This window comes from Achromobacter sp. 2789STDY5608621, from assembly GCF_001299375.1.
GTDB classification, from domain to species: domain Bacteria; phylum Pseudomonadota; class Gammaproteobacteria; order Burkholderiales; family Burkholderiaceae_B; genus Achromobacter; species Achromobacter insuavis.
In genome coordinates, this window is the sequence record NZ_CYTU01000046.1 from 21,798 (window position 1) to 44,993 (window position 23,196).

Below are 23,196 nucleotides of genomic sequence, written 5' to 3' on the forward strand. Positions count from 1 at the left end.
ATTTCACGCGGGATCGATACGCCTACAGCGCCCGCCCCACGATCAACGGATCCAGCGCCAGTTCCGGGGCGCCGCTCTTGCCTTCGTACGGCAGGCGGCTGAGCACGTAGCGCATGGCGTTCAGGCGCGCGCGCTTCTTGCAATCCGACTTCACCACGATCCACGGCGCGTCGGCCGTGTCGGTGTGCGCGAACATCGCTTCCTTGGCGCGGGTGTAGTCGTCCCACTTGTCGAGCGAGGCCAGGTCCACCGGGCTCAGCTTCCATTGCTTGAGCGGATGCACCTTGCGCTGCAGGAAGCGGCGGCGCTGCTCTTCCTGGCTGACCGAGAACCAGAACTTGACCAGGTGGATGCCGCTGGTGACCAGGTGACGCTCGAAGTCGGGCACCTGGCGCAGGAACTGCAGGTATTCCTCCTGCGAGCAGAAGCCCATCACGCGCTCGACGCCGGCGCGGTTGTACCAGGAGCGGTCGAACATCACGATCTCGCCGGCGGTCGGCAGGTGCTGCACGTAGCGCTGGAAATACCATTGGCCGCGTTCGGTGTCGGACGGCTTTTCCAGCGCCACCACGCGCGCGCCGCGCGGGTTCAGGTGTTCCATCATGCGCTTGATGGTGCCGCCCTTGCCCGCCGCGTCACGGCCTTCGAACAGGATCACCACGCGCTGTCCGGTGGCCTTGACCCAGGCCTGCAGCTTGAGCAGTTCGACCTGCAGCGCGTATTTCTGCTTTTCGTAATTGCGCCGCAGCATGCGGTGGCGGTACGGATAGATGCCCTCGCGCCAGTCGGTCGCCAGTTCCTCGTCGGGATTGCGGCGCACGGCCGGCGCCTGCACGTTGGCTTCGAGCAGCGCGCGATGCACCGCCACCGCGTCGTCGGGCGACAGTTCCTCGATCACCGAACGCAACGCCGCATGGGCCTCGCCCGATTCGCCGACCTGGTAGCGGCGAGCGATGTCGGCCAGCACCGCCGAGGTCTCCTGGCGCGCGGCGACTTCCCGCGCGTTGACGCGCTTGCGCGCCTGGATCGCCGGCTCGATGGCGGGCAAGCCGGCCGGGGTCGCCAGCGTGGCCGCCGGCGGCTGGGCGGACTTGGCCGGCTTGTCGGCGCGGGCGGCGCGCGTGGACTTGGGCGTCGCGGCGCCGCTGGCGGACCGCGCCGCGGCCGGCGTGCGCTTGGCGGCCGGGGCGGATCGCGTGGTCTTGCGCGGCGCGGCGGTGCGCTTGGCGGCGCGCGGCGCGGAGGTATCGTCCTTGTTCTCGCCGGGCGATACGGAAGCTTGCGGGTTCTTGTCTGTCATCGTTGCAATCCTTGCTGCGCGTGAGGTCCGAGCCACGGCGGCCGGCCAGTCGCCGGCGACCCGTCAGGAAAAAACATCTACCCTAACTGGCGTGCCGAGGCCGGGCGTTGACGTGGATCAATGCTTGTAACATTGCGGCAGCAATCCGCGCCGCTACACTGCCCGCTGTCCTCTTTCGAGTGCCCCCTTGCCGCCATGTGGTCCCTGCTCAAACGGCTGCTCACCGGCCCGCCCGCGCCGCCCGATCCCTACGCCGAAACCATCCGCTTCGATGACAGCGGCTTCACCCGCGCCATGGGCGACGAAGCGACGGGCGGCCGGCGCCAGTTCTGGCCTTGGGAGGCCATCGACGAATTCGGCTTCCAGTTCACCGAGGCGCTGTTTCCCGACCCGTGGGTGGGCGACTACATGGAAGGCCTGTGGTACGTCCGGGTCCACGACGAAGGCTCGCTGATGGCGGTGGCGTTCGGCCAGGAACATCTCGACCTGGCCGCCCTGCCCCCGGCCTTGCTGCGGCACATGCCGGGACTGGACGTGCAGGCCCTGCGCGAGGGATTGGCCGTGGCCAAGCGCGGTATCCATCATTTCGAGGGCGAGGGCACCTGGGTGGCCTGGCGGCGCGATCCGCATTGCACCTGAAAAGCCCTCACGGTAACATCTGCGGCTAAATATTTCGTGGCTGCCGCCCGCCGTGGAAACGCGTAGAGAACCCACCCTGAACCCGGAAGGCGCCGGCACGCCGATGCCGTTCGCGACATCGGCAACGCCCGAATCCCCGCGACCCAGCCGCGCCCTGCGGACGTGGACCTGGATCCTGTACATCGGTTTGTGGCTGCTGGCGCTGATGTTCAAGTCCGACGGCGCGGCCGGCGTCGCCGATCCGGCCGAATCGATGAGCTACCGCGTCGGCGGCGCGGTCGGCAGCGCCATCGCGCTGCTGCTGCCCGCCGCCCTGGTGATCCTGGTCCTGTCGCTGTTCAAGCGCTTTCGCACGCCGCTGCATCGCATGCGCGCCACGTTCGCCACGGGCCTGGTGCTGGCCGCCGCGGCCGCCGTCCTGGCCGGCCTGTCGGCCTATCGCGAAACGCAGAAGGCCACCGCGCTGGCCGAGATCCGCCGCACCGGCGAATGGATGCGCGCCGCGCTCAACGCGCCCGACCATCCGCCCGGCGATGTGCCGGACATCGACGCCACGCCCAAGGCGCGCGGCGTGTACGGCGAGATCGAGCGCGGCGTCAAGATCATCCTGGGACAGCGGGTGGCGCAGTACCGCGCCTACATGAAGGAGCTGGATGAGGTGCGGCTGTCCGACCTCTTCATCCCCAACCGGCTGGCGCGCGATCGCGGCATGGTGGAAAGCCGGCTGATCCTGGAGCAATCGCAGCGCGTGGTGCAGAAGTACAGCCAGCAGAACCAGCGGCTGCTGGCCGACGTGCCCGTCACCATCCGCTCGCTCGACCTGAGCGATCAGCAGAAGGACCGCATGGTCGAGGGCGCGATCAAGTCGCGGCCGCAGCAGAAGGCGACCCTGGCCCGCAACTGGGACCTGGAGCGCCAGACCCTGGACGAGTTCGAGAAGATGATCGCCCTGCTCGACGACAACCGCCGCTCGTGGCGCGTGGAGCACAACGAGATCGTGTTCGACCGCGACAGCCTGCTGAACCGCTTCCGCGCGCACCAGCTGACGGTGCGCAAGCTGACCGAGGAACGCGCGCGGCTGGAGTCGCAGCAGTTCGACAGCCTGACCTCGGTGCTGCGCTGAAGTGCTGCGCCTCTGTGCTGCTGCACTGAGGCGCCGCGCCGAGACGCCCTGCCGAGATACCGCGCCGAGACGCCGCGCCCGTCAGGTCCCCGCCGCGTCCAGCCCCTGCTTGAGATCCGCCAGGATGTCGGCGGCGGTTTCCAGCCCGACCGACAAGCGCAACAGGCCTTCCGACAAGCCATACTTTTCGCGGTCTTCGGCCGTGTAGCTGGCGTGCGTCATGGTGGCCGGATGCTGGATCAGCGTTTCCGGATCGCCCAGGCTGACGGCGATGCGCGCCAGCTTCAGGCTGTTCAGCAAGCGCCGGCCCGCCGCCACCCCGCCCTTCAGTTCGAACGCCACCAGGCCGCCGCCGGCCGCCTGCTGGCGCTGCGCGATCTCGGCGCCGGCCGTGCCCGCCAGGCCCGGATAGAACACGTCGGCCACCGCCGCGTGCTCGCGCAGGAACTTCGCCACCTTCAGCGCCGACTCGCTGTGGCGCTCGACCCGCAGCTCCAGCGTCTTCAGGCCGCGCAGCACCAGGAAGGCGGTGAACGGCGACAGCGTCGCGCCGGTGAAATAGCGCAGGCCCTGCAGGCGGATCGCGTCGATGTGCTGCTTGCGGCCGACCACCGCGCCGGCCAGCAGATCGCCGTGGCCGCCCAGGTACTTGGTGGCCGAATGCAGCACGATGTCGGCGCCATGCTGCAGCGGCCGCTGCAGCACCGGCGTGGCGAAGGTGTTGTCGACGATCGTCAGCAAGCCCTTGCCGCGCGCGATGGCCGAGATCGCGGCGATATCGACCAGCCGCAGGTTGGGATTGGCCGGCGTCTCGAAATAGACGGCGCGGGTCTTGGGGCCGATGGCGGCGGCCACCGTTTCCGGGCGCGTGAAGTCGGCGAACACGGCGTTGATGCCCAGGCGCGGCAGCCCCTGCGCGAACAGCGTGAAGGCGGTGCCGTAGACGATCTGGTCGACCACGATCTCGTCGCCGCTCTGCAGCAGCGACAGCAGCGTGGCCGAGATCGCCGCCATGCCGGAGGCCGTGACCACGCCGGCCTCGGCCCCTTCGAGCGAGGCCAGCCGCTCTTCCAGCAGCGCCTGCGTCGGGTTGCGGGTGCGGCCGTAGACGTAGCCCGACTGTTCGCCCAGGCGGATGCGGTCGAAGGCCTCGATGCTGTCCTGGGTGTAGGTGGACGTCAGGTAGAGCGGCGGCGACAGCGCGCCCTGCTCGTCCAGCGGGTCGTAGCCCAGGTGGATGGCGCGCGTGGCGAAGCCGTGGTGTTGCGTGTCGGACATGGGGGACCTCCAGGAGTCAGCGCTTGTGGTCGGCGCGGCGCGAGAGCCATTCGCCGGTGAATTGCACGATCGAGACCAGCGCGATCAGGATCACGATCACTTCGAACATCACGCGGGTTTCATAGCGTTCATAGCCGTAGCGGATGGCCAGGTCGCCCAGGCCACCCGCGCCCACCGCGCCGGCCATGGCCGAGGCGTTGATCATGGCGATGACGCTGACGGTCATGCCGCCGATGATGCCCGGCAGCGCCTCGGGCAGCAGCACGTGGCGCACGATGTGCCAGCGGCGGCAGCCCATGGCGCGGGCGGCCTCCACCAGGCCGTGGTCGACATCGTTCAGGCTGACCTGGGCGATGCGCGCGAAGAACGGCACCAGGTTGGCGGACAGCGGCACGATCGCGGCCCAGGTGCCGAGCGTGGTGCCGACCAGCATGCGCGTGAACGGCAGCATCGCCACCAGCAGAATGATGAAGGGGATGGCGCGGAAGGTGTTCACCGTGATCGACAGCGCCTTGTTCAGGCGCGGCCGCGGATACAGGTTGCCCGGCGCGGTGACGGTCAGCACCACCGCCAGCGTCAGGCCGGCGGCGATCGCGATGACCGCGGACACGCCCACCATGGTCAGCGTCTGCAGGAATGCCTGCAGGTATTTATCAAGCATCGACAGCGACATAGCCCAGCACCTTGATCTGATCGGCCACCAGCGCGGCGCGCGCGGCCTCTTCCTGTAGAACCGCCACGGGCACCGACACCAGCAGGCTGCCCTGGGCGTGGCCGCGCAGGCGGTCCAGCCCGCCATGCAACAGCGTCGCGCCCGGCCCCAGCGCGGCCAGCGCCTGCAGCGACACCCCTTGCGGCCGGCCCTGGCCGGTGAAGCGCAGCCGCAGCACCGCCACGCCGGGCCGGCCTTGCAGGTCCGGCACCAGCCGCGCCGCCAGATCGGCCGGCAGGTCGTGCTGCAACGGCCGCAACAGGGCTTGCGTGGCATCGGCCCGCGGATTGCCGAACACGCGCCAGACCTCGCCGTGCTCGACGTTGCGGCCGCCGTCCAGCACCAGCACCCGGTGGCAGACTTCGCGGATCACCGCCATGTCGTGCGTGATCAGCACCACGGTCAGGCCCAGCTTGCGGTTGATGTCGCGCAGCAGCGCCAGGATCGACTGCGTGGTTTCCGGGTCGAGCGCGGAGGTGGCTTCGTCGCACAGCAGGATCTCGGGGTCGTGCACCAGCGCGCGGGCGATGCCCACACGCTGCTTCTGGCCGCCGGACAGCTTGGACGGATAGGTGTCGGCCTTGTCGCGCAGCCCGACCAGGTCCAGCAGCGCGTCGACCTTGGCGCGCGCCTCGGCCGGCTTGACGCCCGCCACGCGCAGCGGCAGGGCCACGTTCTGCGCCACGGTCTTGGCCGACAGCAGGTTGAAGTGCTGGAAGATCATGCCGATGCGGCGCCGCAGGCCGACCAGCGCATCCTCGTCCAGGCTGCCGACGTCCACGCCGTCGACCCGCACGTGGCCGGCGCTGGGCCGCTCCAGCATGTTGATCGAGCGCAGCAGGGTCGACTTGCCGGCGCCGCTGCGGCCGATGATGCCGAACACCTCGCCGCGGGCGATGGAAAAGGAGATATCGGACAGCGCCGCCACCGGGCCCTGCGGCCCCTGGTAGTGCTTGCGCAGCCCGTCGAAAACAATGTGCGCGTCGCGCGCCGCGCCGGCCTCGGCCTGCTCGGCCGCGTCCGGCAAGGAAAACTCGTGTTGCATCATGCCCTGTCTCCGAGCCGCCTGGTAAGGCGGCGGCCTCGCCTGGCCCGGCATCCGATCACCGGCCTGTGCGAGGCGCCTTGTGGTGTGAACCGGCGCCTGGGTTGATCGCGGCGCCGGCTGGCGCCGCCACACCCGACGCGCAAGTTCAGAAGACCGGAATGACCGAGCCTTCGTACTTGCTCAGGATGAACTGGCGCACTTCCTCGGAGTGGTAGGCCTTGACCAGCTCGGGCACCCAGGGCGCGTTCTTGTCTTTCTCGCGCACGGCGATGATGTTGACGTAGGGGTTGTTCTCTTTCTTCTCGACCGCGATGCCGTCGCGCGTGGCGATCAGCCCGGCCTGGTAGGCGAAGCTGTTGACGATGGCGGCGGTGTCGACGTCGGGCAGCGAGCGCGCCAGCACCACCGAGGCGCTTTCGACGAAGTTGAGCTTGCGCGGATTGGACGTGACGTCGGCCAGCGTGGCCGTGCCCGTGGCCGGATCGAAGCCGTCCTTGAGCGTGATCAGGCCCTGGTCGCGCAGGATCACCAGCGCGCGGGTCTGGTTGCTGGGGTCGTTGGGGATGCCGACCTTGGCGCCCTCGGGCAGGGCCTGCAGCGACTTGTACTTCTTCGAATAGAAGGCGATGGGCGAGATCAGCGTGTTGGCCACCGGCACCAGCTTGTAGCCGCGCTGCTTGATCTGGTCATTCAGGAACGGGATGTGCTGGAACGCGTTGGCCTCCAGGTCGCCGTTGTTGAGCGCCTCGTTGGGGCTGGCGGTGCCAGTGATGACCACCGGCTCGACGGCCAGGCCGTTCTTCTTGGCGACCTGCGCCACCACTTCCCAGATCTGTTCGTCGACGCCGCCGCGCACGCCGACCTTGAGCGGCTTGGGATCGGCCGAGAACGCCGGCCCGTGGAACATCGCGGCGGCCGCCAGCACGGCGCCCAGCAGGGCCTTGGCCAACGTGCCCAGGCGGGCGGATTCAGTACGGGGAGTCATATGGAAATCGCCTCTCAGTCGATACGGTTATGAGCAGACGATTCTAGGGATGGCCCCCGCGGGCGCGAACGAATAGTTCGTTGAGTCGTTATTACAGGGGTGTTTGGATATGGCGCCGGCGCATAAGCGGCGGCGCCCGGCGCCAACGGCGCGCGCCGCGCCTCAGAACGGCTTGACCACCACCAGCGTCACGATGACCGCCGCCGCGACCACCGTGAGCGGCGCGTACAGGTCGACCAGCGGCGCGCGCTTGGCGCTGCCCTGGGACTGCCGGCGCAAGGCGGCGCTCTGCACGCCGAGCAGGCCCGACAGGACCAGCGCCAGCGCGATCTTGATCCAGATCCAGGTCATCGCGAACCAGCCGAAGGTCACCGCCAGGTGCAGGCCGACCAGCCAGGCCAGCACCATTGCCGGCGTGGTCACGAACAGCGTCCAGCGGCGCAGCGCGCCCAGCATCTTGCGCTCCTTGGGCGCCTCGTCGCTGTCGGGCGGCTGCGACGACAGCAGGAACAGCGACACGAACAGGGAGCCGCCCAGCCATGCGACCACGGCGGCGACATGCAGCATTTTGAGTAGTTGGTAGGTCATGCGCGCGATTATCGCCGGTGTGGCGCGCGCCGGGGTGGGATCGGGTCCGACGTGTTTGCGCTAGGGCAAAGCGGCGCGTTCGCCCTCTTCCCGCGCCAGGCTGCGCCGGTACTTGCCGCAACCGGCGGCCAGCAGGCCGATGCACGCCAATGTGGCCACGCCGATCAGCAGCGACATGGAATGCCCCACCGCCGCCGGATTGTGGAACAGGCGGTCGGTCAGCAGCGCCACCGCCGTGGTGCCCAGGCCCAGCCCGACCAGGTTGGAGATCAAGAGGAACAGCGCCGACACCTGCGCCCGCAGCTGGTTGGGCGGCAGGATCTGCATGGCCGCGGTCGAGGTCGGCATGGGGAACGAGGCGAAGAACATCGCCGGCAGCAGCAGGCCCACCGACAGCCACAGCCCGTCCACCTGGGTGAAGGCCACCGCCGGCAGCGCCATGCCGATCGCGCCGATGACGCCGGCGCGCAGGGGCGCGTCGCTGTAGCCGCGCCGCGCCAGCCAGTCCATCAGCCAGCCGCCGCAGAACACGCCGGCGGTGTTGGCCACCAGCACCACCGTGCCCAGCATGTAGCCCGCCTCCACCGGCGACATGCCGAACTTGCGCATGTAGAAGGCCGGCGTCCAGCCCAGCAGGCAGAACAGGATCATGGCGTAGAACGAGAACCCCAGGTAATGGCAGCAGAAGGTGCCGCGATGGCGCCCCAGGAAGCGGAACACGTCGCCCGCCGTCGGCTTCCGCACGCGGCCGCTGGCGTCGTGGCGCAGGCCCTTGCGCTGCGGATCGCGCACGGTCAGCAGGATCAGCAGCGCCACCAGCACGCCAGGCAGGCCGACGATGAAGAAGGTTACCTGCCACGGCCGCAGGTCGCCCACCCCGGGCACGTGCACGCTGTCCACGCTCTTGAGCAGGTCGATGACATAGCCGCCGATCAGGAACGCCAGGCCGCCGCCGATGAACGAACCGATCGAATAGATGCCCACCGCGCGGCCCAGCTTGTGGCGCGGGAACATGTCGCTGAGCATCGAATACGTGGCCGGCGACAGCGCGGCCTCGCCCACGCCCACGCCGATGCGCGCCAGGAACATCTGGCCGAAGTTCTTCGACAGGCCGCAGGCGGCGGTCGCCAGGCTCCAGAAGGCCACGCCGATGGCGATGATGCGGGGCCGCGAATAGCGGTCCGCCAGCAGCGCGATGGGAATGCCCATGAAGGCGTAGAACAGCGAAAAGGCCAGCCCGTGCAGCAGGCTGAACTGCGTGTCCGAGAGCTGCAGATCGCGCTTGATGGGCTCGATCATCAGGGCCAGGATCTGCCTGTCGACGAACGAAAATATGTACGCTAGCATGCAGATCAGGACGACATACCACTCGTAGGCATAGCGCTTTTGCGCCGCGTCGTTTCCGGTATCGCCCGTCATGTTTTTCCCTTGTATCGCAGCGGGATCGCGCCATCCGCGTCAGGGCGGCGGCGTCCCGCTGTCTGGTTCGCCATTTCGATGGCTGCATCTGTTGTAGGCCTTTGCGCCGGCCGGCTCTATACCGGGCGCGCAACGGCTATTCCCGGGGCGCAGGAAAGCATGTTCCACGATACCTATCCGCTGCAACGCCATTGCCTGCTGGATTCGGGCAATGTCTCCGAAATCACCGACCAGGTCAGCCAGCACCTGTGGTCGCACCGCATGTGCGTGGCCCCGGGCGAACCGCTGCAATCGCGCCTGTACGGCGTGTTCTTCGGCAGCGCCGCGCTGTTCGACCTGCACTACGGCGCCGAGGTCGAGATCGACGCCGGCGACATCGCCCGCTACTACCTGGTGCGGGTCACGCTGCAGGGCGCCGGCGAGGTCACGCTGGGCAAGCGCAGCGCGGCCCTGCGCGAGGGCGGCCTGACCATCTCGTCGCCGTCCGAACGCAGCATCCTGCGCATCGGCCAGGACTGCCGCAGCCTGATCCTGCGCATCGAGCGCGAGGCGCTGGAACGGCAATTGCAGCAGCTGCTGGAACGCCCGCTGCGGCAGGCGCTGGTGTTCGACCTGGAGGCCGCGCCCGGCTCGCCGGGCCTGGCCGCCGTGCAGGAGACGCTGGACTACCTGTGCCGGCTGTACCGGCACCCCGCCATCGAGGGCGTGACGCAGACGCTGGCGGCGGGCTTTTCCGATTACCTGGCGTCGCTGCTGCTGATGCAGCTGCCGCACAATTACTCCGAGGCCCTGCGCGCCGACCGCCGCCAGCCGCTGCCGCTGCACGTGCGGCGGGCGCGCGACTACATCGAGGACCACATCGACGCCCCCATCGCCCTGCCCGACCTGGCGGCCCATTGCGGCGTCTCGATCCGCACGCTGCAGAACGGCTTCACCCAGTTCCTCAAGCAAAGCCCCAGCGACTATCTGCGCAACCGCCGCCTGGCGCGGGCGCACGCGGCGCTGGCCGAGGCGCGCGACGGCGACAGCGTCACCGACATCCTGCTGCGCTGCGGCGTGACCAGCTTCGGCCACTTCGCCACGCATTACCGCAAGCGCTACGGCTGCCTGCCGTCGGAAACGCTCCGGCAGCGCCGCGCCCGCGCCTGTTGACGCGCGCGGCGACGCGCCGCGCGGATCCTCGACCTCGCGGCATGACGGCGCCGCGGCCGTCCGCAACCATTCCGTTGCCGATTCCGTATGCCACTTGCGCCTGCGGCGCAGCCTCGCCCGTGCGCCATCGATAGGATCGAAGCTCTCTCGAAGGAGCTTGATCATGCGCATCGGCGTTATTGGAGGCGGCCACGGCTGCTACGCGGCGGCCGCCGACCTGGCGGAAAAAGGACATCAGGTGCGCCTGTGGCGCCGCGACGGGGCGGCCTTCGACGGCCTGCGCCGCGCCGGCGCCCTGGAGGTCACCGACTATCGCGGCACCCGCCGCATCGCGCTGGGCGACGGCCCCGGCCAGATCGAACTGGCGGCCTCGCTGGCGGATGCCACGGCGGACGCGCCGCTGCTGGTGATTCCGCTGCCGTCCACCACGCACGCCGCGCTGGCGCCCGAGCTGGCGCCGCACCTGCGCGACGGCCAGGTGGTGTTCCTGCCGCCCGGCACCTTCGGCAGCTACCTGTTCGCCCGCGCCCTGAAGGACGCCGGCAACCCCGCCGAGGTCGCCTTCGCCGAGACCGGCACCCTGCCCTACCTGGCGCGCAAGCACGGCGACCGCGTCGTCATCAGCGCCTACGCCACCCGCCTGCCCACCGGCGTCTTCCCGCGCCGCCTCGCCGGCCGCGCGTTCGAGACGCTGGCGCAGGCCTATCCCGGCATCGAACCGATCGAGGACGCGCTGTCCGGCGCGCTGATGAACGCCGGCCCGGTGATCCATCCGCCGCTGATCCTGATGAACGCCGGACCGCTCGAACACTTCGAGCGCTGGGACATCCACAACGAGGGCACGCAGCCGTCGATCCGCCGCGTGACCGATGCGCTGGACGCCGAACGCATCGCCATCCGCACCGCGCTCGGCTACGCCGCGCCGCACTTTCCGCTGGCCGACCACTACGCCAGCGAGGGCGACGAATGGATGTACGGCCGCGGCGCCCACGGCAAGCTGACCGACAGCGGCGACTGGCGCGAGACCATCGACCTGGGCGCGCACCGCTACATGCTGGAGGACACGCGCCTGGGCCTGTCGTTCCTGGTGTCCACCGGGCGCTGGGCCGGCGTGCCCACGCCGGTCGCGCAGGGCCTGCTGAGCGTGGCCTCGGCGGTCACCGGCCGCGACCTCTACGCCGAGGGCCGCACGCTGGAGGCGCTGGGGCTGGAAGCCCTGTCGCGCGCCGACATGGCCGCGCTGCTCGCGCAAGGATGCTGACCATGGAACGGACCTTGTGCGTGGTCGGCGCCGGCCGCATGGGCATGGGCATCGCCCTGTCATACATCCATGCCGGACTGGACGTCACGCTGATCGACATCAAGCCGCGCGCGCGAGGCGAGCGCGCCGAGACCTTCGCCCGCGTGCTGGGCGGCCTGCGGCGCGAACTGGCCACGCTGGTGCGGCTGGGCCTGCTGGACGAGACGCAGGCCGACACCGCGCTGGGCCGCGTGCGCCTGATGGCGCGCGAGGACGCCCTGGCCGACCTGGCCCGCGCCCGCGTGGTGTTCGAGGCGGTGCCCGAACAGCTCGACATCAAGCGCGACACCTTCGACTGGCTCGGCCAGGCCTGCGCGCCGGACAGCGTCATCGCCTCCACCACCTCGACCTTCCTGGTCACCGAGTTGGCCGACATGGTGCGCGCGCCCGGCCGCTTCCTGAACGCGCACTGGCTCAACCCCGCCTACCTGATCCCGCTGGTGGAAGTGAGCCGCGGCCCGCGGACCGACGACGCGGCGTTGCAGGACCTGCTGGCGGTGCTGCGCCTGGCCGGCAAGACGCCGGTGCAGTGCGCTCCCGCGGCCGGCTACATCGTGCCGCGCATCCAGGCCCTGGCGATGAACGAAGCGGCCCGCATGGTCGAGGAAGGCGTGGCCAGCGCCGAGGACATCGACACCGCCGTGCGGCTAGGCTTCGGCCTGCGTTTCTCGGTGCTGGGCCTGCTGGAGTTCATCGACTGGGGCGGCGGCGACATTCTCTACTACGCCTCGCGCTACCTGTCCGGCGCGCTGGACCCGCGCTTCGCGGCGCCGGCCATCATCGAACGCAACATGGAACAGGGCCGCAACGGCCTGCGCGAAGGGCAAGGCTTCTACGACTACGCCGGCATGGACGTGGAGGCGTACAAGCTGCGGCGGCTGGGCGAGCTGTGCGCGCGGCTGGAGCTCATGGGGCTGCTACCGAAGTTCGATGGCGCTTCCGCAGGATCGAAAGGCGCATCTCCTCCTGCATAGATCAGCCTCCCATGCGCTGCAAAGCCTGCCCCGCCGCCATCCGCAACGACTCCGATGCATCGGTCTCATGCCAACGACGCAACAGGGCCCGGGCCTTGTCGGGATTGGGGGCATGCTCCACGTATTTCTCGAAGCAACGCACGGCGCCAGGCACGTCGCCCAACCCCGCCAAAGATTGACCAAGGTTCTGCCAAGTTGCCCAGCGCTTGGGATTCAATTGCAGCGCAAGAAGCAGTGTCGATTTCGCTTTCGCAAAGTTCCCGGTTTTCAACTCGGCATAGCCAAGGTTTCCTGAAATCTCAACGTCGTAGGGATTGACTGCGGTGGCACGCGCAAGGATCGAAATAGCGCCAGCGTAGTCATCCTTCTTGATCAGCAAAAGCGCTTGATCATTGAGAGAGCGAGCAAACCTGAATTCGGAATCGCTGACTGTCTTGCGAACGGGAGTATCCGGTTCAACCTTAGTCGCAACCTGTTCGACATAAGGCATCGCCTGCGGCTGTCTCGGCACCACGACACTTTGCATGGCAGCCAACTCTGCCGCTGTCAGCCAACCCATCTCACCTGGGGCGGTCCTGACCAATCGGCCAAGGATCGCTTCCGGCACACCGAACTCATGGAGAAACCTGGCGATATCCACTGTCGTGGATTTCGCTTGATCCGGCTCGAGACCACCAATCGACGCGCTATGCACACCGATCCTGGCCCCCACGATCACCACCTTGTTCTTGCCCGCGGCAAACGGCATGAAGCAAGCGCTGGCACACGTCGCGCCGTCCGGGACAACAACGCTGAGTTGATTGTCCCGGATGACGATGGCCAAGTCAGCGCCCCCTTTTACCGAGCCCCCCGGAGAATTCAGCACCACGAATTGGACGGGAACACTTTTCTGCCGAGCTTCCTGAATGAGGAAGCGCAGCGTCGCACCGTCGTTGGATTCAATTGGGCCGCTTAAAAACACCGCACTTGAGGTCGTATCCAATGCGCCAGGAGAGAGATCAGCCCCCATTGCAGAACTCACCCAAACCGAAAGCGCAATACAGAAGAATCCTTTCCTCACCGTCCGCCACCCTCTCTAGATTGATAACCGACGAAAGACAGCGTTGCTCACACGCCCCTTCCGCTCGACACTACCCTCTGGTACCTCAACTTATATCAAAATAAATCTGAACGTACCAATTTGCGCCAAACGGACCAATCAATCTCGAGGGAAAAGTTGGGTGAGAATACGCAACGCCAGCCGCACCCGCGCCTCATTCGGATAGTTGCGGTTGGCCAGGATCACGATGCCGAGCTTGCGCGACGGCACGAACGCCACATAGGCGCCGAAGCCGTTGGTGGCGCCGGTCTTGTTGATCCACACCGCCTGCTGCGGCGCCAGCGGCGGTTGCAGGGCCTTGACCGGCAGGGTCTCGAACGCGACCTGGGCGGAATTGCCGTGCACCAGATCGTCCACCGACACCGGGTAACGGTACTGCTCCCAGATCAGGTCCTGCGTCATCGCGCCCAGCTGGTAATAACCGGTCTGGGTCGCGGCGATGGCGCGCTGCAGCGTGGCGTCGACCGGCGCGGTGCCCAGGTTGATCTCGACGAATCGCAACATGTCGCGGGAGCTGGACTTCACGCCGTAGGCCTCGTCGGCCAGCACGCCCGGGTTCACGCGCACCGGCGCGTCCTGCTTGTCGTAGCCCTGGGCGTAGTCGGGCATCTTGCGCGGCGGCACTTCCAGGTAGGTGTCGCGCAGGCCCAGCTTGGGGAACAGCTGCTGCTCCATCGCCGCCACATAGGGCTCGCCCAGCGCGCGCGCCGCCACCACGCCCAGCATGCCGATGCTGGGGTTGGCGTAGGTGCGGCGCGTGCCGGGCGCGTACTGCGGGGTCCAGGCCTTCAGGTAGTCCATCAGCTGCGCCATGGTCTGCACCGCGTCCGGCACCTGCAGGGGAAAGCCGCCGGCGGTGTGGGTGGCCAGGTTCACCAGCGTCAGCTTGGCGAATTCGCTGCCTTGCAGCTCGGGCACCCACTTGGCCGGACTGTCGGTGAGCGACAGGCGGCCCGTGGCCTGGGCATAGGCGGCCAGCGTGACGGTGAAGGTCTTGCTGATCGACCCCAGTTCGAACAGGGTGTCGCTGGAGACCGCGCGGCGCGGCGCGCGCGAGGCGTCGCCGTAGCTGAAGAAGCGCTGCTCGCCGTCGCGGCTGACGCCGATGGCCATGCCGGCGATGCCGTATTCACGCATGACCTCGGCCACGGCGGCGTCGACGGCGGCGGTGGCGCGATCGGCCTTGGCGGCGGGCGCTTGCGCAACGGCCGGGCTGGCCGAGGCGGCGCCGGCCAGGGCCAGCGTCAACGTCATGGACAGCAGGGGAATACGGAACATTGCCGGAGCGCGCATGCGGGATCGTCCTTTCGTTTTCTGACCGGCGCGTGCCGGCGGGTCGGCGCCCAGTGTAGAGCCTATCTGCCTCCTTCTTGGTATTAACCCTGAGTCCCGCTCGCGGCGGATTTTGGCTATTCTCACTGCGTCGATTCAAAACCCCGCAGAAGAGTCCCGTCCCCCGTGGCGGGCGCCGACGGAGCAACCGCCCCGGAAACTCTCAGGCAACAGGACTGCGCGGTCTAGACAATCTGGAGAGAGGCGCCTGGCGCCCACCGAAGGGGAACCCGCGCCGCAGCGCCCGGGTGAAGCTCTCAGGTACAGAGACAGATGGGGTGCCACGGCCGTTGGGTCGTGGCCACGCCTTCTGGAGCCATCATGCCCCGCATCGCCATCATCGGCGCCGGTATCACCGGCGTCACGTCCGCCTACGCCTTGAGCAAACTGGGCTACGACGTCACCGTCTACGACCGCCAGCGCTATCCCGCCATGGAGACGTCCTACGCCAACGGCGGCCAGCTGTCCGCCAGCAACGCCGAAGTCTGGAACAGCGCCGCCACTGTCATCAAGGGCCTGCGCTGGCTCGGCCGCCACAACGCGCCGCTGCTGCTCAACCCGCGCCCGAGCTGGCACAAGTATTCGTGGCTGGCCCAGTTCATGGGGCAGATCCGCAACTACCGCCAGAACACCATTTCCACCACCCGCATGGCGATCGAGGCGCGCGAGCACCTGTACGCCATGGCGGTCGAGGAAGGCATCGACTTCGACCTGCAGCGCCGCGGCATCCTGCACATCTACCATGACGCGGCCAGCTTCGAGACCGCGCGCCGCGCCAACGCGCTGCTGCGCGAAGGCGGGCTGGAGCGGCACGCCGTCACGCCCGAGGAAATCCGCGGCATCGAGCCGACGCTGCAAACGCCCTGCCACGGCGGCTTCTACACGCCGTCCGACGCCACCGGCGACATCCACAAGTTCACCAGCGGCCTGGCGCAGGCGTGCCTGCGGCGCGGCGTGCGCTTCGAACAGGACGCCGACATCCGCGCCATCAGCCGCGACGGCCTGCCCTACGTGCTGGACGTGGCGCGCGAGGACGGCGCGCGGCGCGAACAGCACGAGGCCAGCGCCATCGTGGTCTGCGCCGGCGCCGCCAGCCGCCAGTTCGCGCGGCAGCTGGGCGACCGCCTGAACATCTACCCGGTCAAGGGCTATTCGATCAGCGTGCATCTGGACGACGCCGCGAGCCAGGCCGCCGCGCCCACCGTGAGCCTGCTGGACGAGGCCGCCAAGATCGTCACCAGCCGCCTGGGCGACCGCTTCCGCGTGGCCGGCACCGCCGAGTTCAACGGCTTCAACCTGGACATCCGCGCCGAACGCATCCAGCCCCTGGTGGACTGGACCCGCCGCCATTTCCCCGGCGTGCGCACCGCGCGCGTGGTGCCGTGGTGCGGCCTGCGGCCGATGATGCCCGACATGATGCCGCGCGTCGGCCCGGGCAAGCGACCGGGCGTCTTCTACAACACCGGGCACGGACACCTGGGCTGGACGCTGTCGGCGGCGACGGCGCAGATGCTGGCGGCGAGCGTCAGGGAGGCGGTGGCGCTGCCTTGATGTCAGACTGAAGGCTAGCTGCAGGCGCTTGGAACGGTCATGAGGCCGTTGTAAGCTCGCGGCTGCCAATGACAAGGCGATGGGCAGCCCCAAACTCGCCCGTCGCATCTTGTCCGCTTGCGATTCACGGACAACTGCCCCCAAGACCTCAACGCAGCGTCACGATAATGCCTGACGATATCCACCTCGAACCCCTGCAAGAGCAAGCCCAAGCGCTCCTTCAAATCCTCTTGCAAGGACAACAGGAAATCGAGGCAGGCCGAACGTCTCCTGCAAAAGCAGTCTTTGCCCGACTGGATGACATGGACGAAAACGACGAGGATTGAACGCTCGTGAACGTCGTCACCGCACCAGGTCCAACGTCCCGGCTTCCTGGCGCAGCCAATCCCGCAACGCCAGCACCCGCGCATCCTCCGCGCTGCCTTGCGGATAGACCAGGTAATAAGCGAAGTCCGGCGCCATGCCGACGTCGATATCGAACAGCCTGACCAGCCGTCCGCGAGCCAGATCGGCCTCGACCATGGCCGGTTCCAGCAGGCCGACGGCGCTGCCGTCCAGCGCCGCCTGCGCCACATGACTGGAATCCGGAAAGGCCAGGCTGCGGCTGGCGTCGACGTCCGCCACGCCGGCCGCCGCCAGCCACATCCGCCAGTCCGGCCAGACCATGCCCTCGGCCACGCAATCGACGTGACACAAGGGATAGTGCGCCAGGTCGCGCGGCGAGGCGATGGCGGGTCCGCTGGCGAGCAAGGCGGGACTGGCGATTGGCGCCAGCGTCGTGGCGAACAGGCGGTCGGCCCGCGTACCCGGGTAGCGGCCCGCGCCGAAGCGGATCGCGGCGTCGATGTCGTCCACCTCGAAATCGCGCACCTGGTCGCTGATGTCGAACGTCAGTTCCAGGCCCGGATGGGCCGCTCGAAAGCGCGCCAGGCGCGGCAATAGCCAATGAGTGGCGAAGCGCGCCTCCAGCGACAGGCGCAGGTGGCCGGCGCCGCGCGCCATGCGCTGGGCGCGGCCGACCGCGCGCCGCAATCCATCGAGCGCGTCGGCGGCGGCTTCCAGCAGGACCGCGCCGGCCGGCGTCAGCTGGATGCTGCGGCTGCTGCGGGTGAACAGCACCAGGCCCAGCTGGTCCTCGATTTCCTTGATCTGATAGCTGACCGCCGCGGGCGTCAGGCCCACCTCGTCCGCGGCGCGGGTGAAGTTGAGCAGCCGCCCCGCGGCCTCGAAAGTCCGCAGGGCGCGCGTGCCGGGCAGCATGCGGGAAGGGTTCATGATCTTCAAGCCGGATTTGATGTTCCGGCGAACATAGCCCGGCGCACCCGGGGCGGTCAATGCGGAACCCCTCGCGAAGCTTGAAGATCAGGCGGCCCGCCGGCCGCTGGCGATGACCAGCGCCAGCCCCGCCACGACAAACGCGCCCGCCGCGACCGGAATGCGCGCGGGACCGGCCCCGTTGATGAGCAGCCCGCCGACCAGCGCGCCCAGGCCGATGGCCGCATTGAAGACCGCGACGTTGATCGAGGTGGCGCCATCCGCCCCGCCCTCGATCCGCGCGGCGCCATTGAAGACGGACGTCTGCAACAGCACCGGCAGCGCCCCGTAGGCCGCGCCCCACAGCACCATCATGGCGGCCATGGCCGCGTGGCTGTCGATCGCCAGGTGCATGGCCAGCAGGCTGGCGGCCAGCATCGCGGTGACGAGCGCCAGGCTGGCGCGCAGCGCGCGCGCGGCCAATGGCGCAATCGCGAAATTGGCCAGCACGCCGGCCGCGCCATACAGCAACAACATCAGGCTGATGTCGGCCGGCGACTGCCGTGCGACCTGTTCGAGATAAGGCGCGATATAGGTGTACGCCAGGAAATTGCCGGTGACGATCAGCGCGGTCGCGCCGAACACCGCGAGCAAGGCCCGGCTCCTGAGGATGCCGCGCATCGCGCCGCGTATCGTCGCCCTGGACAGCCGCACCGCGGGCACCGACCACAGCACCACCGCGAACACGCACAGGCTCAGCATCGACAGCGCCGCGAACACCGCGCGCCAACCCTGGTGTTCGCCCAGGATGGTGCCGGCGGGCACGCCCAGCACCGTGGCCAGCGATACCCCGCCAAAGACGATCGAGGTGGCCCGTATCGCGTTGCGGGCGGACACCAGGTGCACGGCAGTCACCACCGCGGTCGACCAGAACACGCCGATGGCGGCGGCCACCAGCACCCGCCCTCCCAGCACCACGGCGTAGCTGGGCGCCAGGTAGGTGACCAGGTTGCCCAGGCAGCAGACCGCCAGCAACAGGGCCATGAGCGCCTTGCGGTTGATGGCCCCGAGCAATCCGGTCAGCGGGGTCGCGGTCAGTGCCACCACGAAGGCAAAGCACGACACCAGGTAGCCGGCCTCGCCCAGCGAGACCTCCAGCCCCGAAGCCATCGCGGGCAGCACGCCGACCGGCATCAGTTCGGTGCTGACGAAAGAAAAGCATCCCAGGCTCAGCGCCAGCACGGCGGCGGCGCTGCGCGCCCTCGACAGCGAGGCGCCGTGCGGCGGATGCGCGCCGTCGCCCGACGAGGACGGGCCGGCGGGTTTAACCGTGAATTCCATGAATCGTTCCACCAGAGAAAGGAAGTGAATGGGGCGGGCGGCGCCCGAAGCCCCGCACAGGCGAGATTGTGGAATTCACGGTCCCGAATTGCGATAGCATGGAACACATAACATTCATGACTCTGGAGCATCAATGCGCACGCTCGATACTCAACTTCTCGAAGGCATGGACGTGATGGCGGCGGTGGTCGATACCCGCAGCTTCAGCGCGGCCGCCGAGGCCGTGGATATGTCGCAATCGGGCGTCAGCCGGGCCATCGCGCGGCTCGAGCAGCGGCTTGGCATCCGGGTGTTCGAGCGCACCACGCGTTCGGTACGCCTGACCGACGAGGGGCGCCGCTTCTATGAGACGGTGATGCCGCTGATCGGCGCGCTGGAGGAGGCGACGGGCAACGCCGTCGACCTTGCGCGGTCGGTGCGCGGGCGCTTGCGCGTCAATGTCGATCCGCTGTTTGCCCAGCTCATTCTCGGCCCGGGCATCGGCGCTTTCCTGGATCGCCATCCGGAACTGGAAGTGGAATTGCGTTGCCGCGAAGGGCTCGGCGACCTGGTCGCCGACGGCTTCGACCTGGCGCTGCGCTTCGGCCACCCGCAGGCCTCGTCACTGGTGGCCCGCAAGCTGTTCGATACGCGCGTCTTCGCGATGGCCGCGCCCGCCTATGTGCAGCGCTTCGGCAAACCGAAGGATCCGCGCGACCTGGAACACGGCGCGCATCGCTGCATCCTGTTCCGCGAGCCGGAAGCGGGCGGCACCTTTCCCTGGGAGTTCCGCCAGGGCCGCCGCCTGCTGGTCGTCAAGCCGCGGGGCGCGCTGACCGTGAACGATCCCGGCACCGTCCACAGCGCCTGCCTGGCCGGACAGGGCATCGCCCAACTGTTCGAACTGGGCGCCGAACGCTACCTGGCGTCCGGACAACTGGTGCGCCTGTTCCCCGACTGGGCCGACCTGCGCTTTCCCCTGCACGCGTACTACCCGTCACGCCACCACGTTCCCGCCAAGACCCGGGCGTTGCTGGCGTTCGTGGCCGAACAGGTCGGCCAGGGTGGAACGCAGACAGGCCGAGCGGCCGGCCGCCCCGCAGCTGCTGCCGGCTAGCGCGCCAGCAGCTGCGGCACCGACGACGCCAGCAGCGTCAGGCCCGAGCACGTCAGCAGCCCCAGCACCACGCGCCGGAACGTCACGTCGGAAATGCCGATATACAGGCGCGTGCCGAGCAGCGTGGGGATCAGCATGGCCGGCGCCACCACCGCGAACATGGGCGCCATGTCGCGCGTGACGATGCCGGTGGCCAGGTAGATCGCCATGGTCACCGACAGCATCGACAGATTGAAGTTCTGGATCACGGCGCGCTGCGTGTCCTTGTTGAAGCCGCGCAGCGTGCACCACAGCGTCGGCACGCTGCCGGCGAAGCCGCCGATGCCGCCCAGCACGCCGCCCACCAGGCCGACCGCGCCGTCGCCCCAGCGGTTGCCGCCGATGCGCGGCAGGCGCTGCGCCACCAGCATCACCGGGCACCACAGCGCCAGCAGCGCGCCCAGCACCGCCTTGAACCAGTCCATGTCCAGGTGCGGCAGGACCAGCACGCCCAGCGGGATGCCGGCCAGCCCGCCCAGCAGGAACGGCCACAGCAGCGGCCAGTTGAAGCCGCGGCGCACCGAGAACACCGCCAGCAGCTGCCCGGTCAGCGCGCCGAACACCGCCAGCGCCGCCGCCAGCCGCGGGTCCAGCACCCAGGCCCAGAACGACATGGCCACCATGCCGAAGGCAAAGCCCGACAGCCCCTGCACGAAGCCCGCCGCGGCCGCGCCGATCGCCACTATCCACACCGCATCCATGCCCTGCGTCTCCTTGTTGTCGTGACCGCCGACGCGTGTCGGCCGGTCCGTGTCTTGTGACGGCAGATTCTAGGCGCGCCCCGGCGTGGCGCGTATTTGAAGTGCTGATGAGGCGATAGGTTTTCGGTAATGGCGGCGGGCGCCGCGCCGTCTCAGAGGAAGATCGTGCCGCGCAGGTACAACGCCGCCTGCCCGCTGATGATGACGCGGCCGTTGTCGCGCACCTCGCAGCGCAGCTGCCCCTTGCGCGCCCCGCCCTGCTCGGCGCTCAGGACCGTCTTGCCCAGCCGCTGCGCCCAGTACGGCGCCAGCGAGGTGTGCGCGGAGCCGGTCACCGGGTCTTCGTTCACGCCGACCCGCGGACCGAACCAGCGCGACACGAAATCGTGGCGCGCGGACGGCGCGGTCACCGCCACGCCGCGCACGTCGAAGGCCGCCAGCGCGGCGAAGTCCGGCTTGAGGCCGTCGATCAGCGCTTCGTCGTCGATCACGACGAGGTAGTCGTCGGTGCGGTACAGCGCCCGCGCCTCGGCCAGCCCCAGGGCCTGCAACAGGCCGGGCGGCACGGCCTCGGCCACCGGCTGCTTGGCCGGGAAGTCCATCGCCAGGCCGTCGCCGGCGCGGCGCACCTGCAGCTCGCCGCTGCGGGTGGCGAACCGCAGCACCTCGTCCTTGGCGCCGAGTTGCTCGAACAGCACCCAGGCCGTCGCCAGCGTGGCGTGGCCGCACAGGTCGACCTCGACCGCGGGCGTGAACCAGCGCAGATCGTACAGGCCGCCGCGCCGCACGACGTAGGCGGTCTCGGACAGGTTGTTTTCCTCGGCGATGCGTTGCAGCGTGGCGTCGGGCAGCCAGGCGTCCAGCGGCACCACCGCGGCGGGATTGCCGCCGAACGGCGCGGCGGAGAAGGCGTCTACCTGGTAGAGATCGAGTTGCGGCATGGAGGATCCTCGAATGCGGTGAAGTCGGCGGCGCGCGCAGGCACGCCATGCGGCATTTTGCTACGAAAACCGCCCGCGCCTGGCGACCGGGCGCCCGGCTGCGCGCGGGCCCGTCCCGCGCCGCCCTGGCTAGCGGCGCGCGGCCTCGCGCAGCAGCGCCTCCAGCCGGTCCAGGTCGGCGTCCTGCCGCGCGCTGTAGCCGATGACGACGCCGTCCGGCCAGGACACCCGCCGGCAGAAGTCGGCGACCGGCTGGATGCCCACGCCGCGTTCGCGGGCGCGGGCCAACAGGGCCGCGACGTCGAAACCGGACGGCGGCCACCACACCAGGTGAAAGCCGGTCTGCTCGCCGCTGACGCGCAGCGGCGCCGCGCCTACCGTCTCGCGCAGCATGGCCATGACGCGGTCGCGGCGGCCGGCGTAGACCGAGCGCGCCTTGCGCACGTGGCGCGCGAAACCGCCGTCCTCCAGGAACGCCGCCAGCGTCATCTGCTCGATCACGCTGCACGAACGCCCGGTGACGTAGAGCGCGCGGGCGAAGGCCGGCGCCAGCGACCGCGGCACCACCGCGTAGCCGATGCGCAAGGCATTGAAGAGGGTCTTGTTGAAGCTGCCGAAGTGGAGCACGCGGTCGGCGCCGTCCAGGCTTTTCAGCGCCGCCAGCGGCGCGCCGTCGTAGCTGAACTCGCTGTCGTAGTCGTCGTCGAGGATCCAGCAGCCGGTCTGCGCGGCCCAGTCCAGCAGTTCCAGGCGGCGCGACACGGGCATGGTGACGCCGGTGGGCGATTGATGCGCCGGCGTCACGTGCGCCAGCCGGGCGCCGCGCTGGCGCCGGGCGCGGGCGACCGAGAATCCGTGCTCGTCGATGGCGATGGGCACGATGCGCCGCGTGTACTGGCTGAACAGCGGCTCGGCGTTGAGGTAGCCGGGGTCCTCGACCAGCACCTTGTCCTGCGGCGTCAGCAGCAGGCGCGCGCTCAGGTCCAGGCCGTCGCGGATGCCGGTCAGCACCACCACCTGGCCGGCGTCGCAGGCGATGCCGCGCGCGGCGCCCAGGTAGCGGGCGATCTGCTCGCGCAGCGGATACCAGCCCAGCGGATCCTCGTGCGCCAGTTGCGCCGGCGTGACGCGCTGGGCGCTGGCCATCAGGCCCTTGCGCCAGGTTTCCATGGGGAACAGCGAGGCGTCGGCGCTGCGCGCCATGAAGGCCGCTTCACGGCGCGGCGCCGGCGGCGGACCGGCGGCCTCGACCGGCGCGGCCACGGCCTGCCCGCCCGCCTCGGCGCGCGCGCGGGCAGGCGCCGCGGCCGCGCCCGGTCCGCTG

At 69.1% G+C, this 23,196-nt stretch carries 21 protein-coding genes and 2 riboswitches; of the genes, 7 read left to right on the forward strand and 14 right to left on the reverse strand.

Features of this window, described 5'->3' with window-relative positions; genetic code table 11:
• Positions 1 to 22: 22 nt before the first annotated feature.
• Complete coding sequence (gene ppk2 / locus AOZ53_RS27500; protein ID WP_054435256.1) at positions 23 to 1,300, reverse strand: polyphosphate kinase 2; 1,278 nt, start codon at positions 1,298 to 1,300, stop codon at positions 23 to 25.
• Between the two features lie 195 nt (positions 1,301 to 1,495).
• Here ppk2 and AOZ53_RS27505 point away from each other — a divergent pair, with 195 nt between their 5' ends.
• Positions 1,496 to 1,939 (forward strand): hypothetical protein, encoded by a 444-nt coding sequence (locus AOZ53_RS27505; RefSeq protein WP_054435259.1) that lies wholly within the window; start codon positions 1,496 to 1,498, stop codon positions 1,937 to 1,939.
• Positions 1,940 to 1,991: 52 nt separating this feature from the next.
• The gene (locus AOZ53_RS27510) at positions 1,992 to 3,062 is read left to right on the forward strand and encodes a hypothetical protein (protein ID WP_054490196.1); all 1,071 of its coding nucleotides are present in this window, start codon (positions 1,992 to 1,994) and stop codon (positions 3,060 to 3,062) included.
• Positions 3,063 to 3,143: 81 nt separating this feature from the next.
• Here the strand turns inward: AOZ53_RS27510 and AOZ53_RS27515 are convergent, their stop codons facing one another.
• The 6 genes from AOZ53_RS27515 to AOZ53_RS27540 form a co-directional block, all read right to left on the reverse strand.
• Entirely contained in the window at positions 3,144 to 4,340 is a 1,197-nt protein-coding gene (locus tag AOZ53_RS27515) for a trans-sulfuration enzyme family protein (protein ID WP_054435266.1), read from the reverse strand.
• Between the two features lie 16 nt (positions 4,341 to 4,356).
• On the reverse strand, positions 4,357 to 5,013 hold the full coding sequence (locus AOZ53_RS27520; protein WP_054435269.1) for a methionine ABC transporter permease: 657 nt from the start codon (positions 5,011 to 5,013) through the stop codon (positions 4,357 to 4,359).
• Positions 4,994 to 6,100 (reverse strand): methionine ABC transporter ATP-binding protein, encoded by a 1,107-nt coding sequence (locus AOZ53_RS27525; protein WP_054490198.1) that lies wholly within the window; start codon positions 6,098 to 6,100, stop codon positions 4,994 to 4,996. The genes AOZ53_RS27520 and AOZ53_RS27525 overlap by 20 nt, the downstream gene beginning before the upstream one ends.
• 145 nt (positions 6,101 to 6,245) lie before the next feature.
• Complete coding sequence (locus AOZ53_RS27530) at positions 6,246 to 7,085, reverse strand: MetQ/NlpA family ABC transporter substrate-binding protein (RefSeq protein WP_054478895.1); 840 nt, start codon at positions 7,083 to 7,085, stop codon at positions 6,246 to 6,248.
• 162 nt (positions 7,086 to 7,247) lie between these two features.
• Positions 7,248 to 7,673, reverse strand: coding sequence for a CopD family protein (locus AOZ53_RS27535; RefSeq protein WP_054435277.1), 426 nt, complete (start codon positions 7,671 to 7,673; stop codon positions 7,248 to 7,250).
• Positions 7,674 to 7,733: 60 nt separating this feature from the next.
• Positions 7,734 to 9,092 carry a spinster family MFS transporter gene (locus AOZ53_RS27540; protein ID WP_054490199.1) on the reverse strand — a complete coding sequence of 453 codons (1,359 nt, stop codon included), beginning with the start codon at positions 9,090 to 9,092 and terminating at the stop codon, positions 7,734 to 7,736.
• Between the two features lie 159 nt (positions 9,093 to 9,251).
• Between AOZ53_RS27540 and AOZ53_RS27545 the strand changes: the two genes are divergently transcribed.
• From AOZ53_RS27545 to AOZ53_RS27555, 3 genes are all read left to right on the forward strand, one after another.
• On the forward strand, positions 9,252 to 10,244 hold the full coding sequence (locus tag AOZ53_RS27545; RefSeq protein WP_054490201.1) for an AraC-like ligand-binding domain-containing protein: 993 nt from the start codon (positions 9,252 to 9,254) through the stop codon (positions 10,242 to 10,244).
• A 163-nt stretch (positions 10,245 to 10,407) separates the two neighbouring features.
• Positions 10,408 to 11,505: an NAD/NADP-dependent octopine/nopaline dehydrogenase family protein gene (locus AOZ53_RS27550; RefSeq protein WP_054490203.1), complete on the forward strand. Its 1,098-nt coding sequence runs from the start codon at positions 10,408 to 10,410 to the stop codon at positions 11,503 to 11,505.
• A gap of 2 nt (positions 11,506 to 11,507) precedes the next feature.
• Positions 11,508 to 12,518: a 3-hydroxybutyryl-CoA dehydrogenase gene (locus AOZ53_RS27555; protein WP_082385793.1), complete on the forward strand. Its 1,011-nt coding sequence runs from the start codon at positions 11,508 to 11,510 to the stop codon at positions 12,516 to 12,518.
• A 1-nt stretch (position 12,519) separates the two neighbouring features.
• Here AOZ53_RS27555 and AOZ53_RS27560 read toward each other — a convergent pair whose 3' ends face one another.
• Positions 12,520 to 13,527, reverse strand: a complete 1,008-nt coding sequence (locus AOZ53_RS27560; RefSeq protein ID WP_082380603.1) for a COG3904 family protein — start codon at positions 13,525 to 13,527, stop codon at positions 12,520 to 12,522.
• A gap of 189 nt (positions 13,528 to 13,716) precedes the next feature.
• Positions 13,717 to 14,895, reverse strand: coding sequence for an ELC family class C beta-lactamase (ampC, locus tag AOZ53_RS27565; RefSeq protein WP_082385794.1), 1,179 nt, complete (start codon positions 14,893 to 14,895; stop codon positions 13,717 to 13,719).
• A 151-nt stretch (positions 14,896 to 15,046) separates the two neighbouring features.
• A riboswitch (glycine riboswitch) is annotated at positions 15,047 to 15,138 on the forward strand.
• Position 15,139: 1 nt separating this feature from the next.
• Positions 15,140 to 15,226: riboswitch (glycine riboswitch) on the forward strand.
• A gap of 44 nt (positions 15,227 to 15,270) precedes the next feature.
• On the opposite strand from ampC, the gene AOZ53_RS27570 reads away from it, so the two are divergent.
• The gene (locus AOZ53_RS27570; RefSeq protein WP_054435281.1) at positions 15,271 to 16,500 is read left to right on the forward strand and encodes a D-amino acid dehydrogenase; all 1,230 of its coding nucleotides are present in this window, start codon (positions 15,271 to 15,273) and stop codon (positions 16,498 to 16,500) included.
• Between the two features lie 342 nt (positions 16,501 to 16,842).
• On the opposite strand, the gene AOZ53_RS27575 is transcribed toward AOZ53_RS27570, so the two are convergent.
• A complete protein-coding gene (locus AOZ53_RS27575; RefSeq protein WP_054435283.1) occupies positions 16,843 to 17,775 on the reverse strand; it encodes a LysR substrate-binding domain-containing protein in 933 nt (310 codons plus the stop codon).
• Between the two features lie 87 nt (positions 17,776 to 17,862).
• Positions 17,863 to 19,095 (reverse strand): MFS transporter, encoded by a 1,233-nt coding sequence (locus tag AOZ53_RS27580; protein ID WP_156333549.1) that lies wholly within the window; start codon positions 19,093 to 19,095, stop codon positions 17,863 to 17,865.
• Between the two features lie 133 nt (positions 19,096 to 19,228).
• On the opposite strand from AOZ53_RS27580, the gene AOZ53_RS27585 reads away from it, so the two are divergent.
• Entirely contained in the window at positions 19,229 to 20,191 is a 963-nt protein-coding gene (locus AOZ53_RS27585; RefSeq protein ID WP_054490209.1) for a LysR family transcriptional regulator, read from the forward strand.
• Here AOZ53_RS27585 and AOZ53_RS27590 read toward each other — a convergent pair.
• From AOZ53_RS27590 to AOZ53_RS27600, 3 genes are all read right to left on the reverse strand, one after another.
• The gene (locus tag AOZ53_RS27590) at positions 20,188 to 20,931 is read right to left on the reverse strand and encodes a sulfite exporter TauE/SafE family protein (protein ID WP_054435285.1); all 744 of its coding nucleotides are present in this window, start codon (positions 20,929 to 20,931) and stop codon (positions 20,188 to 20,190) included. The genes AOZ53_RS27585 and AOZ53_RS27590 overlap by 4 nt on opposite strands.
• A 152-nt stretch (positions 20,932 to 21,083) precedes the next feature.
• On the reverse strand, positions 21,084 to 21,872 hold the full coding sequence (locus AOZ53_RS27595; protein ID WP_054490211.1) for a PhzF family phenazine biosynthesis protein: 789 nt from the start codon (positions 21,870 to 21,872) through the stop codon (positions 21,084 to 21,086).
• A gap of 129 nt (positions 21,873 to 22,001) precedes the next feature.
• On the reverse strand, positions 22,002 to 23,196 hold a 1,195-nt coding region (locus AOZ53_RS27600), incomplete at its 5' end, for a MocR-like pyridoxine biosynthesis transcription factor PdxR (protein WP_156333550.1).